The organism is Vibrio metoecus, from assembly GCF_009665255.1.
Lineage (GTDB): Bacteria > Pseudomonadota > Gammaproteobacteria > Enterobacterales > Vibrionaceae > Vibrio > Vibrio metoecus_B.
Genome location: NZ_CP035686.1, coordinates 1,186,222 through 1,200,485 on the forward strand (window position 1 = coordinate 1,186,222; position 14,264 = coordinate 1,200,485).

Genomic DNA, 14,264 nt, shown 5'->3' on the forward strand with positions numbered 1-14,264 from the left:
ATAAAAACCGTAATGATATCTAGAATTCGCCCCTCCAATGAGGGGCGAATTGTTTTATGGCGAAGGTTTTATGACTAGGGTTTTATGGCTAAGGTTTAATGGGCAATGCCGCCTTGTGTGAGCTTTTTCGGGTCAAGCAGCGCTTCAAGCGTGGCGCGATCGAGATCCGTCTCTTCCGCAGCGACATCCAAAATCGCGCGGCCTTGCTGGTAGGCTTTTTTGGCAATATCAGCCGCTTTGAGATAACCAATGACAGGGTTCAAGGCGGTGACGAGAATCGGGTTTTTGGCCAAGGCTTTTTCCAGATTGTCATGACGAACTTTAAAAGTTGCGATGGCTTTATCGGCGAGCGCATGGCACGCATTGGTCAATAATGCTATTGATTCCAGTAGGTTGTGCGCGATCACAGGCAGCATCACATTAAGCTGGAAATTACCGGATTGGCCAGCCACGGTAATCGTAGTGTCATTGCCAATCACTTGCGCAGCGACCATAGTCACGGCTTCCGGGATCACAGGGTTAACTTTTCCCGGCATGATCGAGGAGCCCGGTTGTAAGCCTTGCAGCTCAATTTCCCCTAACCCCGCCAAGGGGCCAGAGTTCATCCAGCGCAAATCGTTAGCGATTTTCATCAGCGCGACCGCGGCGTTTTTCAACTGACCAGAAAGGCCGACTACGCAGTCTTGGCTGCTTAGGTTATAGAAAAAATTGTCGCTGGGCTGAAAAGCAACATGACTCAATTGACTGAGGTTATCGGCAAAAATACGTGCAAAGCGCGGATCCGCATTAATGCCTGTGCCGACCGCAGTACCGCCTTGCGCCAAGGCTTTGATGGGGGAAAGCGCATGGCTGATGCCTTGTGCGGCGTGGTCGATTTGGCTTTTCCATCCGCCCAGTTCTTGTGCGAAAGTCACGGGCATCGCATCCATCAAATGAGTGCGGCCAGTTTTGACCACATCAGCCAACTCTGACTGTTTATCCGCGAGAGTTTGACTTAAATGCGCCAAGGCGGGGAGCAGTTGCTGCTCAATATTGATGGCCGCACTGACTTGGATTGCTGTTGGGATAACATCATTACTGCTTTGTCCCATGTTGACATGATCGTTTGGACTCACCGCATAGCCCAATTCACGCGAGGCGAGGGTGGCAATCACCTCATTGGCGTTCATATTGGAGCTGGTGCCTGAACCTGTCTGGAAAACATCAATCGGGAACTGTTCTGCATACTGACCATCAATCACCGCTTGCGATGCATTGGCAATCGCTTGGGCTATGTCCCCTTCTAAATGACCTAACTGCGCATTGGTCATCGCCGCCGCTTGTTTAATGTAGGCGAGGGCAGCAATAAACGCGCTAGGCATGGTGTAGCGGCTTAACGTAAAGTTATCTACGGCACGTTGAGTTTGTGCTTGATAAAGCGCATCAGCAGGGACTTTGACATCACCCATGCTGTCTTTTTCAATTCGGTATTCGCGAGTCATAACAGATCCTTTTGGTTAATCAAGCGGGGCTTGAATTCGTTGTAATTGTTGTTTGAGTTGGCGTAAACGCAGTTCACCGTTATCCACTTGTTGATAACATTTGTTGAGCTCCATCAAGAGGATATAGATGGAATCAAGGCAGACGCGGCGGAAAATGCGGCTACGTGTAGGGTCTTGAATGGCATCTAAAAAATGGAAGTAGATTTGGCGTAGAAACAGTTCACACAGCAGGAAGTTTTGCTCTTTTGCACCTTGGTAATGGTGTGAGACGAGTAAGCGCGCACAATGAATGTAATCATAGATCACTTCGGGTTCAAAACCGCTCTCCACTTCATACGCTAGAAATCGATCCTGCGCCTTAAAAAAGGCGTTGTATAACCACGTTCTGTTTTCCATATCCCCCCCCCCTCTTTACTTAAATGATAATTATTATCACATTGATGATGATTGCAACCGACTTTTGCGTTTATGGACGAAAAAAGCAGTCCAACCCGAACAGGAATGGCGAATCGTGTATACCCTTCCTACTTGAAGCAGCAGCAGTGTTGGCTACGTTCGTTCACCCCAATCACATAGTGTATCTATGCTCATGGGGATGAACTCACTTACCGCCTACCTGCAACTCCAAGTAGTTTGGGTGTATAAAAATCCTTGGACTATGGCATTGATGGTTTTATCGCTCACTTAAGGCGTTATTTCTTATCCTTATCAGGTAATGTTTTGTCATTATTTCTCTGAGTTTAGATACACCTTTTCTCTCGGTTTCCTTCATCAAAATTGATACAAATCAAATTTTTCTGGCACGGGCAATTTGCGCTGCGCGGACTAAACCAATCCAGTGCCAATGACGTATGAGTCACTAAAGATGGTCGTTAGTGTTAACCCCATCACTGGTTTGTTTCATTTTTTGAGGAAAAGAGATGTTAGATACCCTCATGCTGTCGCGGATCCAATTCGCTGCCAATATCAGCTTTCATATACTGTTTCCCACCATAACCATTGCGTTAGGCTGGATATTGGTGTTTTTCAAATGGCGTTATTTACGAACACAAGTCAGTGAATGGCTCGATCTCTACTATTTCTGGGTAAAAGTGTTTGCGCTGACTTTTGCTCTTGGTGTGGTGTCGGGCATTACCATGAGTTTTCAATTTGGCACTAACTGGCCGGGCTTTATGGAGCGGGTGGGCAATGTGGCAGGTCCCTTACTTGGCTATGAAGTGATGACCGCCTTCTTTATGGAAGCGACATTTCTTGGCGTGATGCTGTTTGGCCGAGGGCGAGTAGCGGAATGGTTGCACACCTTATCGACTGTGCTGGTGGCTGTGGGCACCAGTTTATCTGCGTTTTGGATTCTGGTGCTCAACAGTTGGATGCACACTCCAGCCGGTTATGAAGTGATTGATGGCGTGGTACATGTCACCAGTTGGAAGGAGGTGATTTTTAACCCCTCGATGCCATATCGCTTAGCGCATACTTTGCTGGCATCGGCATTGACGGCAAGTTTTTTGATTGCCGGGATCAGTGCTTATCAAGTGTTGCGTAATGCTAAGCATCAAGCCGCCAAAATGGGCTTAAAAGTGGCCGTGAGTGTGGCCGCGTTAGCGATTCCTGTGCAGATCTTGGTGGGGGATTTACACGGCCTCAACACCTTAGAACATCAACCAGCGAAAATTGCGGCGATGGAGGGGGTATGGCAGACCGAGCGCGGCGCACCGCTACTGCTGTTTGCTCTGCCAAATGAAGAGACTCGCAGCAATGATTTTGCTCTTGGTATTCCGAATTTGGCCAGCTTGATTTTAACCCACTATATGAACGGGGAAATTGTTGGACTTGATGCCTTCGCGCCAGATCATCCCCCCGTCGCACCGCTGTTTTTTGGTTTTCGCGTCATGGTGGGAGTGGGTGTGCTGATGCTGTTGGTCAGTTGGTTTGGCGCTTGGCGTGTATGGCGTAACAAACCGCTGCCCAAACCCTATATGTATGCCTTAATCGGCATGACCTTTTCTGGTTGGGTCGCCACGATTGCGGGTTGGTATGTCACGGAAATTGGTCGCCAGCCTTGGTTGGTGAGTGGCGTATTGCGTACCTCTGAAGCCGTGACAACCGTGGTCAGTAGCTCGGTTGGGATCTCGCTGACGCTTTATCTCATCACTTATGTTGTGTTGTTGGTCGCTTATGTTCACACCCTGTTTTACCTTGCGCGTAAAACCGAGCAAGCACCGCAAGTTTCACCAAGCTCTACAAAGGCCGCGTTATGATGCAGTATTTGCCAGAAATTTATTTGTTGTTGTTGGGTTTCACCGTGTTTATGTACGCGGTGTTGGATGGTTACGACTTGGGCGTAGGCATTTTACTGCCGCGTAATGATGTGACGCAACGCGATCGAATGATCGCCTCGATTGGCCCATTTTGGGATGCCAATGAAACTTGGTTAGTGTTGGCGGTCGGTATCTTGCTGATTGCCTTTCCTACGGCACATAGCCTGATATTTACCGAGCTTTATCTGCCGACTGCATTGATGTTAATCGCGCTCATCATGCGTGGAGTCGCGTTTGATTTTCGGGCAAAAGCCAAAGCCGACCACAAAGAACATTGGGATCTGTGCTTTAAAATCGGCTCTCTGCTGGCCGCGCTTACCCAAGGCTATATGATTGGCCGCTATGTCGTCGGGTTTGAATCTGCGCCTGAAGCTTATGCTTTTGCGGTGCTGAGTGCGCTCTGTGTGGCCGCCGCCTATGTGTATATTGGTGGCGCTTGGTTGGTGCTCAAAACCGAAGGGGAGCTGCAAGTGCGTGCCGCGCGTTGGTCGCGTAAAGCGGGATGGCTGGCGGCGTTAGGGGTGCTGTCGGTCAGTTTGGTCAATCCATGGGTGAATTCTGCAGTCGCAGAACGTTGGTTTAGTTTTCCTGAGGTGATCCTACTTGCGCCTATCCCTATTATCGTTTTTGCCACGATTTTAGTGGTGGATCGCTATCTCAAACGTGTACCGACGGTAAATGATGCGGGTGTGCAATGGCCTTTCTTTGGTGTGGTGCTGATTTTTGGATTGAGTTTCCTCGGGCTCGCGTACAGCTTCTTTCCTGAGATCGTCCCCGGAATCATGACTGCGCAGCAGGCGGCGTCATCACCTGAAACCTTGATGGTGGTGGGGATTGGTGTGGTGATCGTCATGCCAACCATTCTGCTGTACACCTTTTTTGTGTATCGGATTTTCAAAGGCAAAGCGACCGATCTAAGCTATCTGTGACCTTTGTTACACTTGAATCCAAACAAACGGCGCATCACGCGCCGTTTGTTTTATCCGCACCATTAGGTGGTAGTTAAGCCGTGGGCTCATCACTGACGACTTGCCCATCTCGAATGGTCACAATTCGCTTAGTACGTTTGGCTAGCTCATTATCATGAGTGACGACGATAATGGTGCGACCTTCGCGATGCAGTTCATTGAACAGCGCTTCAATTTCGGCACCGGATTTTGAATCCAGCGCACCAGTTGGCTCATCTGCCAGCAAAATTTGCGGCTGATTGATCAGCGCGCGCGCAATCGCAACGCGCTGTTTTTGTCCGCCTGACAACTGATTGGGTTTGTGATCTAAGCGATCGGCAAGACCAACTCGGGTCAAGAGTTCAGTGGCACGTTGGTGACGATCTTTGGCTTTCACTCCTGCATACACTAAGGGGAGAGCAACGTTATCCAGCGCACTGGCGTACTCCAATAGGTTGAAGCTTTGGAACACAAAACCAATCTTTTGATTGCGGATCGCAGCCAGTTGTTGAGTGCTTAGACTATCGACCGGATGGCCGTCCAATTGATAACGGCCCGAGGTAGGTTTATCCAAACACCCCAGTACGTTCATCAGGGTCGATTTACCCGAACCCGACGGTCCGAGAATCGCCAAAAATTCACCGTGACGAATGGTTAAGTCGACGCCATCAAGCGCTTTAACCACGTTTTGCCCACTGGTGTAATGTTTACAAATTTGCTGTAGCTCCACCAAGGGAGCGGAAGATAACGACTTCATTATTCACTCTGTAATGCTTGTAACGGTGTCACTTTTGCTGCGTGATTGGCGGGTAACCAAGCCGCAACAATGCCCATGACGGTTAGGGTGACAATCACTATCGTAATGACGCTCAGCGACAGTTCTGGAACCGGTTGGCCTAAGTGGTCATAAATCGGATTGCCCTGTAAAGGAATAGCGGCGAGTAGGCTTGTCATGGCAAATGTCACACCTAAGCCTGCTATTCCCCCCATTCCCATCGTGATCAGCGACTGAGCCAAATAGTGACAGCGAATGGTATTGGGTGTCGCACCTACGGCCATACGCACGCCAATATCGCGCGTTGCCCGTTTCACCGTAGCAAACATCACATTGGTAATGCCTAAACTCGCTACGGCTAAAGTAATAAAACCAATAATGCCGAGGAAACTTTGCAGGCGTACCAGAAACTGCTGCATGCTTTTTTGATTTAAGAAACGGTCCTGTACCGTGATAATTTGTTTATCTTGTAAACTCGCACCATATTTGCGTTTTAACACTTGTTGTACCGTGGCTGCCAACGCTTGACGGTCACTGCCCGCAACAGGCTCAAGATTAATCCCACTAATAGCTTGGCTTGGGTGAAAGCGTTGCCAGGTACTAAAAGGAGTAAAACCGCTGTAATCAATCGGTGAACCTCGTTCGATATTGCCGCTATTTTTTGCTAACACGCCAATGACTGTGAATTGATGAGCACCAATTTTTACAATTTGACCAATCGGATCCCGTTCTAATTCTCCACCACGAAACCAGTCACCCTCTTGGTGGTTAAACAGTTGAACCGCAAGCTGATAACCCAGTACGACGACTTTTCTTTGCTGAGATTCATCCAATGGGTTAAACCAACGCCCACCGGCTAATAGATGTAGCTTATTCATGGCTTTATACTCACTTTTGACGGCATAAGGCATCATCCATGATTGCTTATCTTCAAAAGTGAGTAGCTCCAGCCACTCTGCGGATGGTAACGCGTGTTTAACCATGGGTAGAGCGGCCAAGACTTGGCTATCTTGCTCGGTGAGAGAAAGTGCTTGTCCCTCATGAAAACGGCCATGGGTTTGCGTGGCATAACCGCCGCTGACATGAATCAGGTTACCATTGCCATTTTGGATGGTGCGTACAATTCCACTGCGAAGCCCTTCACCGACAGCCAGTAAACCCGCAATACACAGGGTTGACCAAGCAACGGCTAAAATGGTGAGGCTTAACCTCAGTTTTTCGGCCGCCATTTCTTGCACAATTTGTCTTATCGGTAACATATGGCTTAGCTCCGGCTACTGAGCGCAATGACAGGCTCTAGCTGTGCAGCTCGCTGTGCTGGGAAATAGGCTGCCGCAAGTGCTAAAACACCGGTTACAGTGAGTGATAACGCTAAGGTTGTCACCGTGATTGTTGGTTCACCAAGCCATGTCGGTAATCCGATGTATTTCAGTAAGGTCACTCCGAGATAGGCAAACAATAAACCCAGACCGGTACCTAAAATCACCAGTAACAATCCTTCGAGCAGAAATTGCCGTTGGATTTTTTGTGGTGTCGCCCCAATCGCGAGTCGCACGCCGATCTCTCTGGTGCGTTCGGTCACTGCCAGAAACATCATATTGGCCACCCCTAAAATTCCGACAGCCATCGTCATCATGCCACTGGTTGCTAGAAAGGCTTGGATGCCACGTAAAATCGCGGTGATCACTTCGACTCCGCTACCAAAGTCAGGCAGGAAGACGGCTTCTTGATCTGTCGGAGAAAAATGCAACTTTTTAGCAAAGCTCCTTCTGAGCTGTTCACGTAAAGCCCAACCGGATACGCCTTCGCTTGGCAGTACTAACATCATGTTGGGTTGCTGATCCCAAATATCTTTAAACGTTGCAGAAGGAATAAATACCTTATTGCTGTCACCAAATGAAAAACGGCTGCTTTCATCATCCATAATGCCGATCACTCGGAATGTAATGCCACGAATCTTCAACCAGTCCCCGATTTTAATTTGACTATTTGCCGCAATTTGATCACCCACAATCGCGACTCGGCGGTGATTGTGATTGTCGTACGGGCTAAAATCTCGCGACCCAATAATCAGCTTTAAACCTGCCAGCTCAAAATATCCGCTATCGACACCGCTGACCATACTGCCCATTGGTGTCCCTCGCAGCTGGGTGATCTTGGTCTCTCGCTGGTCATATACAATCGAATAACGTTGAATTTCTGGGCGCTGTGCCATTTCTCGCATCAGGGGTTCGGTCAGTTGAATGGTTCTGCGTGCAGGCATCCCTTGCCACACCTCACTGGTTTGCCCTGAAGCCACCATTTGTGTTTCTTGTAACAGAAAACGAAACGATTCAGTTTGAGCACGATAAAAACCTTCACCCAGTGCCATCAACAGGATGACAGAAACCACGCCCCAACTGATGGCAGTGATCGCCAAAAGACTTTTGAGGCGATGGGCGAGCAGGGTTTGCCATGATTGCTGTAACAAAATGCGCATTAGCGAAACGCTCCTGAAAGCTGCGCGATAGCATCATCATTCAACTGCCCAGTGAGTTTGAGTAACGCAATACGTTGACGCCAGTAGGCATACCAGCGACTGGCCAGATTATGCTTGGCACGAAACAGGCTATTATGCGCATCAATTAAATCAGAAGCCTCGGCTAAACCGGCATCAAACAGTTTCTGTTTGCTGCGTAACACTTGTTCTCGGTGTGTCACTTGCTGATCGGCCATTGCAATTTGTTGCCACTCGATCTCGATTTGTTGCACCTGCTGACGCAGATTTTGATCCAGTTCGATTTCCACTTTGCGTTGTTGCTGTTGTGCCATCAGCCAGTTGAGGTGAGATTTTTCGTTATCGCTGCGTGTTGCCCCATTTAAGTCAAGGGGGATTGAGAGTGTTACGCCGGCATTAAATTCGCCCGTTTGTTGATCGCCATCTTGATAGCCTGCAGAAGCTCGTAACGTAGGGTAGTAGCCGCTTTCGCTCTGCTGCTTGGCAATTTGGCTGATTGCTACTTTTTGCATAGCAATCAGGAGGTCGGGGCTGTGATCTTTGGCGGCGGTTAGCCAATGATCGAGCTCTTGATCAAATGTCCACGTTGGCGTTTGGGTGTGAGTGTTGACTTCATTCACTTGTGGTGCCGAAGCATTAATCAAAATCGCAAGCAGACTACGTTTGGTCCCCAGTTCCGCTTGGGCATTCAAAATAGTTGATTCTTCATCAAGTTGATTAACGCGTAACTCTTCCAACTCCACAGATTTTATTTTACCCGCCAGATAACGCTGTTCAGCGATGGCCAAGAGCTGTTTACCATCGGCTTGTTTTTGTTGGGCAAGCGTCAAATTGCCTTGGGCTTCTGCCAACTCAAAATAAGCGGTGAGAAGTTGATGGGCGAGTTGGTTATAGGCTTGGTTGCGTTCCAGTTGAGCTAAAACCCAGCTCGCGTCGGCTTTATCTAATGCGCTCCATTTTCGGCTGTCCCACAACGTTTGTTCAAGTGTCACGCCATAGCTGTTGGAACCGTTGTTATTCTCTGACCAGTTTGCCCCAGCAGTACCGGACAGTGAGGGTAGTAGTTCACTTTTCGCTAAATGCTGGTCTTGTACACTAAGCTGCACTGAAAGTTCAGCGATTTGCGCATCGGGTGATTGTTGCTTGGCTTGTTGCCACGCTTGTTCGATAGACAATGCCCATACCGTATGTGGAACGCCAATGCTGCCCAATAACCAAACCGCGAGAAAGCGCTTATTCATGCTGGCCTCCCAGCATGCTGTTATCCACGACACTTTCCTGTTCGGTGACGCCCTCTAAAATTTCAACCTGTACTCCGTCAGATAAACCCAGTTTGACCGGATGAGCGGTGTAGCCCTGTGCAGAGTTATCGGCAATCAACACCATGGGTGAGTCCGCTTCAAACTTGAGCGCCCGTTCAGGTAAGGTGAGTACATTGTCTGCCCGCTGTAAGGTAATTTGAGCACTGGCAGAAAAACCAGAACGTAACGTGATGCTCTCGGGGATCTGCAGTTGAGCAATTTCAACTTCAAAGCCATTATCAAAACTTTTGTTCTCTTTGTTTTCTGGATTATTTAAGCGTTCAGATTGAATGGCGACTTTACGGACTTGCCCCTGAATTGATTGTTCAGGATAAGGCGCAACCGTGATGGTGGCGGGCATGCCCGCATTGAGCTGAGCGGCATCATGTTCACTGACGCTGCCTTTAAATACGATATTTTTCATATCCGCTAGCTGCATCATTTCCGTTGCGGCTTGGCTTGATTCAGTGGAAATGATCGGCTCTCCGACCTCGACTTTGATATTTAAAATCGTGCCACTGATCGGGGCATATAGGGTAGAGGAGAGCTTGGCTTGCCCAATCGAAGCTTCACCGCTACGGATCAACTCTAGGTTTTGGCGTTTTTGCTGTACTTCGGCTTTCTTGGCTTTGACATCGGCCTTCGCACGAACGTAATCATCATAATTGGCAGGAATAATCTGTTGTTTGACTAAGCGTTCAAGGTTGTCCAAGCGTTGTAAATCTGATTCTAAGTTAGCTTCACTTTGCATGAGTTCGGTGGAGGCATCGGTTAACGCTTGTGGCGTTGGGTTGGGGCGTACTTTGATCAACGGTTGTCCTTGTTCAACGTGCTGACCTTCATGCACGTAAATCTCTCCGACAATGCCGTTAATTTGTGATTTTATCGCGACCGCATGTGAAGGCACTATCTGACCTACGGCGACGGCTTGTTTTTCGATTGTGCCACGGCTGACACTGAGCGTTGGCAACGGTGATGACGCTTCAGGAGAGTAAGCCAAAGTGTAATAACCCCCTGCAAGCCCCACACCAATCAAGGTAGCCAGAAGTGTCCAACGTTTTGTCATAAGAAAACTCATTTATTCTATCAATTGATTACAGACGGGATTCAGACTTGGAATGATAGGGAAAGTTCAAAAAAACGTTGTTTTTTTAATTTGATATTCTCTCAGCATCACATACACGTTTTATCAAAAATTCATATCAAGTCGCCCAATATTTAGGTTTATTACTCTAATTTGTCGAGATTATGTTGTTATTGATAATTAATTCATTGTGATAATTAACTTAATATTCATGCCAATATTTATTTTACCTTTCAAAATATTTTCAGAATCGTGATTTTCTTCATTATCTATGAATCTTATCGCTATGGAACGTTCCCACTTGAGATGCTCGTCACTTAAAACATAAAAAAAGTGAATGTATTATGCGCTTCGCTTGTGGTGCGTCTTATGGATAAGTGCAGTGGTCACCATAAAGTGTTTGTTTGAACATTGTGAGATATTGTTCATAACAACAATGGAATACCTATAAAAATCAATGACAAAATGTCAATGGAGACAATAATGAAAAATACCTACAAATTAGCGCTTGCTTCTCTTTTGGTTTCTGCAGCACTGAATGCACAAGCTGGCATCACGACAGAAAATGAACTGGGTAAGTTCAGCGTAAGTGGTGATGTTGAGTTTGATATCGACTTCACAGACAAAAACGAGACTGACAAGCAAGAGTTCAAACAGGGTGGACGCGTCTTAGTACAGTTTGCTGCTGAACATAACGTATCGGGGGATCGTTATATTGGCATGCAAGCTCAACCTCTGCTGAAAACGAATGGCGATGTAGATCTAGATGATGCTTGGTTCGCGATGGGTAAAAAAGCGGATTGGCAACTCAAGGTTGGACGTTTCGAAGCTTTTGATTTGTTCCCAGTGGGGCAAGATACTATGTTGGCTTACGCGGGTACCGAACCATACCGTGCCAATGCAGCTCGTGGCCGCGGCGATAATGGCCAATTAGCCTTCTCTAAGCAGCTCGGTAATGTTTACCTCGAAGCCTCTTCATTATTTAAAAATGAGTCAGCGGCAGATCAAAACGCGGTATTCTTGCGTCCAGTGATTGCTTTCCAAGCGACGGAATCTTTCCGTATCGCAGGTGGTGTAGAAGCGAATGTCACTGCTGACAAGAAAGATGCTGCTAACGACTTTATCGGCTACGGTGTGACTGCAAACTACTCGGCGGATGCGTTGAGCCTCAATCTGAATTACGCTTTCCGTGATTTTGATACTACCGACACAAAAGAAGACAGCACGATTGGCGCTAACTTGCTATTCAATGGTTTCGGTTTGGGTCACATCTATTCACAAAACGAACTCGGTAGTGCGAAAGAAAAGCAAAACACAACTTACGCTTCTTATGAAATTGCTAACGTATGGGATGTGGATGCGCTTAACCTTTACTTAGGTACTTACTACTCAAAAGTGAGTGATACAGAAGACAAAGATCTTGGCGTTCGTCTACGTATTAAGTACTTCTTTTAATTAGATCTATCCATGCCTTTTATTTTAGCCCGCACAGTTGCGGGCTTTTTTTATTGCATAAAAAGGCTGCCAAGAGGCAGCCTTGAAAGGAGTGAAAGATGGATTAGACCAGATCAAATCGATCGGCGTTCATTACTTTAGTCCATGCGGCAACAAAGTCTTTCACGAATTTTTCTTTGTTGTCGTCCTGTGCGTACACTTCGGCATAAGCACGCAGGATGGAGTTAGAACCAAATACCAGATCAACACGAGTCGCAGTCCATTTTGCTTTGCCGCTCTTACGCTCAACAATCTCGTAAGAATTGCGACCCGTTGGTTTCCAGGTGTAGTTCATGTCGGTCAGATTAACGAAGAAATCGTTCGTCAATGCACCCACGCGGTCAGTAAATACACCGTGTTGGCTGCCACCGTAGTTGGTGCCGAGCACACGCAATCCACCAATCAATACCGTCATTTCTGGAGCGGTGAGGCGCAGCAATTGCGCTTTGTCGAGCAACATCTCTTCCGGTGTTACCACATAATGCTTTTTCTGCCAGTTACGGAAACCATCCGCGACAGGTTCAAGCACTTCAAATGAATCTACATCCGTTTGTTCCAGTGTTGCATCACCACGTCCCGGTGCGAACGGTATGGTCACATTCACGCCCGCGGCTTTGGCCGCTTGTTCAATACCTACGTTACCTGCTAGAACAATCGTATCGGCGATACTGATGCCTGATTCAGCCGCAATTTTCTCCAGCACTGCCAGCACTTTGGTTAGACGAGCAGGTTCGTTACCTTCCCAATCTTTTTGTGGAGCGAGACGAATACGAGCACCGTTTGCGCCACCACGTTTATCAGAACCACGGTAAGTGCGAGCACTATCCCAAGCGGTGCTGACCATTTCGCTGATGCTTAGGCCGCTCGCCGCAATTTTTGCTTTGACCGCATTCACATCATAATCTTTACGACCCGCTGGCACTGGATCTTGCCAAATCAGCTCTTCTGCCGGTACATCTGGGCCAAAGTAGCGCGCTTTTGGTCCCATATCGCGGTGAGTCAGCTTAAACCAAGCACGAGCAAACACTTCTGAGAAGTAAGCGGGGTCTTTGTAGAAGCGCTCTGAAATCTTGCGATATTCAGGATCCATTTTCAGTGCCATATCGGCATCAGTCATGATTGGGTTGTAGCGAATGCTTGGATCTTCCACATCAACCGGTTTGTCTTCCTCTTTGATGTTGATCGGTTCCCATTGCCATGCGCCGGCTGGGCTCTTCGCTAGTTGCCACTCGTAAGTGAACAGTAGGTAGAAGAAACCGTTATCCCATTTGGTTGGGTGAGTGGTCCACGCACCTTCAATACCACTGGTGACGGTATTACGGCCAACGCCACGGCTAGTGTGGTTGTTCCAGCCCAGACCTTGCTCATGCAGATCCGCGGCTTCTGGATCTGGGCCAAGGTTAGAGGCTTTGCCATTACCGTGCGCTTTACCGACGGTATGACCGCCCGCAGTCAGAGCAACCGTCTCTTCGTCATTCATTGCCATACGAGCGAAGGTTACACGCATGTCTTGCGCGGTTTTGAGTGGATCTGGATTACCATCAACACCTTCTGGGTTAACGTAGATCAAGCCCATCATTACTGCTGCGAGTGGGTTTTCGAGATCGCGTTGACCAGAGTAACGGCTATTTTCACTACCGGATTTGGCAAGCCACTCTTTTTCAGAACCCCAGTAGATGTCTTTTTCTGGATGCCAGATGTCTTCGCGGCCAAAGGCAAAACCAAAGGTCTTCAGACCCATAGATTCATAAGCCATGTTACCCGCAAGGATCATCAGATCGGCCCAGCTGATTTTGTTGCCATACTTCTGTTTGATTGGCCACAGCAAACGGCGTGCTTTATCCAAGTTTGCGTTATCAGGCCAGGAGTTAAGAGGGGCAAAGCGTTGGTTACCAGTGCCTGCGCCACCACGACCATCAGCAATACGGTAAGTACCTGCAGAGTGCCATGCCATACGAATCATTAAACCGCCGTAGTGTCCCCAGTCGGCTGGCCACCATTCTTGGCTATTGGTCATTAACGCTTTGAGATCACGCTTTAACGATTCGACATCTAGCTTTTTCAGCTCTTCGCGGTAATTGAAATCAGCACCGAGTGGGCTGGTTTTGCTGTCATGTTGATGAAGGATGTCGAGGTTGAGGGCTTTAGGCCACCAGTCCATGTTGGACATGCCCGCCGAAGTCAAGCCTCCGTGCATCACAGGGCATTGGCCGCTTGAACCTGCTTTATTGTGCTCCATCTGTTACTCCTTGCTTGGCGTTATTGTATTTGAATTCACGACTCGAATGAAAAATCAGCTTTTATTCGAATAAGTTAAGTTTTTCAGTTGACGGTTAGAGTCTAGTCAGAGAATGCCATCGAGACTAA

At 47.9% G+C, this 14,264-nt stretch carries 11 protein-coding genes; 3 read left to right on the top strand and 8 right to left on the bottom strand.

Features of this window, described 5'->3' with window-relative positions; genetic code table 11:
- Positions 1 to 95 precede the first annotated feature (95 nt).
- Both EPB59_RS05415 and EPB59_RS05420 read right to left on the bottom strand, forming a co-directional pair.
- Positions 96 to 1,481, bottom strand: a complete 1,386-nt coding sequence (locus EPB59_RS05415) for a class II fumarate hydratase (RefSeq protein WP_154171767.1) — start codon at positions 1,479 to 1,481, stop codon at positions 96 to 98.
- Between the two features lie 15 nt (positions 1,482 to 1,496).
- Positions 1,497 to 1,877 carry a hypothetical protein gene (locus tag EPB59_RS05420; protein WP_154171768.1) on the bottom strand — a complete coding sequence of 127 codons (381 nt, stop codon included), beginning with the start codon at positions 1,875 to 1,877 and terminating at the stop codon, positions 1,497 to 1,499.
- A gap of 524 nt (positions 1,878 to 2,401) precedes the next feature.
- Between EPB59_RS05420 and EPB59_RS05425 the strand changes: the two genes are divergently transcribed.
- Positions 2,402 to 3,739 (top strand): cytochrome ubiquinol oxidase subunit I, encoded by a 1,338-nt coding sequence (locus tag EPB59_RS05425; RefSeq protein ID WP_154171769.1) that lies wholly within the window; start codon positions 2,402 to 2,404, stop codon positions 3,737 to 3,739.
- Entirely contained in the window at positions 3,736 to 4,728 is a 993-nt protein-coding gene (locus EPB59_RS05430; protein ID WP_154171770.1) for a cytochrome d ubiquinol oxidase subunit II, read from the top strand. Before EPB59_RS05425 ends, EPB59_RS05430 begins: the two co-directional genes overlap by 4 nt.
- Positions 4,729 to 4,801: 73 nt before the next feature.
- Here the strand turns inward: EPB59_RS05430 and EPB59_RS05435 are convergent, their stop codons facing one another.
- The 5 genes from EPB59_RS05435 to EPB59_RS05455 are packed head-to-tail and all read right to left on the bottom strand — an operon-like array spanning position 4,802 to position 10,385.
- Positions 4,802 to 5,503 (bottom strand): ABC transporter ATP-binding protein, encoded by a 702-nt coding sequence (locus tag EPB59_RS05435; protein WP_154171771.1) that lies wholly within the window; start codon positions 5,501 to 5,503, stop codon positions 4,802 to 4,804.
- The gene (locus EPB59_RS05440; RefSeq protein WP_154171772.1) at positions 5,503 to 6,780 is read right to left on the bottom strand and encodes an ABC transporter permease; all 1,278 of its coding nucleotides are present in this window, start codon (positions 6,778 to 6,780) and stop codon (positions 5,503 to 5,505) included. Before EPB59_RS05440 ends, EPB59_RS05435 begins: the two co-directional genes overlap by 1 nt.
- A gap of 5 nt (positions 6,781 to 6,785) precedes the next feature.
- Positions 6,786 to 8,000: an ABC transporter permease gene (locus EPB59_RS05445; RefSeq protein WP_154171773.1), complete on the bottom strand. Its 1,215-nt coding sequence runs from the start codon at positions 7,998 to 8,000 to the stop codon at positions 6,786 to 6,788.
- Entirely contained in the window at positions 8,000 to 9,259 is a 1,260-nt protein-coding gene (locus tag EPB59_RS05450; protein ID WP_154171774.1) for a TolC family protein, read from the bottom strand. The genes EPB59_RS05445 and EPB59_RS05450 overlap by 1 nt, the downstream gene beginning before the upstream one ends.
- Positions 9,252 to 10,385 (bottom strand): efflux RND transporter periplasmic adaptor subunit, encoded by a 1,134-nt coding sequence (locus EPB59_RS05455; protein WP_055050822.1) that lies wholly within the window; start codon positions 10,383 to 10,385, stop codon positions 9,252 to 9,254. Before EPB59_RS05455 ends, EPB59_RS05450 begins: the two co-directional genes overlap by 8 nt.
- 501 nt (positions 10,386 to 10,886) lie before the next feature.
- On the opposite strand from EPB59_RS05455, the gene EPB59_RS05460 reads away from it, so the two are divergent.
- Positions 10,887 to 11,858: a carbohydrate porin gene (locus tag EPB59_RS05460; protein ID WP_081017662.1), complete on the top strand. Its 972-nt coding sequence runs from the start codon at positions 10,887 to 10,889 to the stop codon at positions 11,856 to 11,858.
- Between the two features lie 103 nt (positions 11,859 to 11,961).
- Here the strand turns inward: EPB59_RS05460 and katG are convergent, their stop codons facing one another.
- The gene (katG, locus tag EPB59_RS05465; protein ID WP_154171775.1) at positions 11,962 to 14,136 is read right to left on the bottom strand and encodes a catalase/peroxidase HPI; all 2,175 of its coding nucleotides are present in this window, start codon (positions 14,134 to 14,136) and stop codon (positions 11,962 to 11,964) included.
- Between the last annotated feature and the right edge of the window lie 128 nt (positions 14,137 to 14,264).

Coding starts and splice junctions, on each gene's coding strand:
- EPB59_RS05415 (WP_154171767.1), bottom strand. CDS start 1,481: ATGACTCGCGAATACCGAATTGAAAAAGACAGCATGGGTGATGTCAAA.
- EPB59_RS05420 (WP_154171768.1), bottom strand. CDS start 1,877: ATGGAAAACAGAACGTGGTTATACAACGCCTTTTTTAAGGCGCAGGAT.
- EPB59_RS05425 (WP_154171769.1), top strand. CDS start 2,402: ATGTTAGATACCCTCATGCTGTCGCGGATCCAATTCGCTGCCAATATC.
- EPB59_RS05430 (WP_154171770.1), top strand. CDS start 3,736: ATGATGCAGTATTTGCCAGAAATTTATTTGTTGTTGTTGGGTTTCACC.
- EPB59_RS05435 (WP_154171771.1), bottom strand. CDS start 5,503: ATGAAGTCGTTATCTTCCGCTCCCTTGGTGGAGCTACAGCAAATTTGT.
- EPB59_RS05440 (WP_154171772.1), bottom strand. CDS start 6,780: ATGTTACCGATAAGACAAATTGTGCAAGAAATGGCGGCCGAAAAACTG.
- EPB59_RS05445 (WP_154171773.1), bottom strand. CDS start 8,000: ATGCGCATTTTGTTACAGCAATCATGGCAAACCCTGCTCGCCCATCGC.
- EPB59_RS05450 (WP_154171774.1), bottom strand. CDS start 9,259: ATGAATAAGCGCTTTCTCGCGGTTTGGTTATTGGGCAGCATTGGCGTT.
- EPB59_RS05455 (WP_055050822.1), bottom strand. CDS start 10,385: ATGACAAAACGTTGGACACTTCTGGCTACCTTGATTGGTGTGGGGCTT.
- EPB59_RS05460 (WP_081017662.1), top strand. CDS start 10,887: ATGAAAAATACCTACAAATTAGCGCTTGCTTCTCTTTTGGTTTCTGCA.
- katG (WP_154171775.1), bottom strand. CDS start 14,136: ATGGAGCACAATAAAGCAGGTTCAAGCGGCCAATGCCCTGTGATGCAC.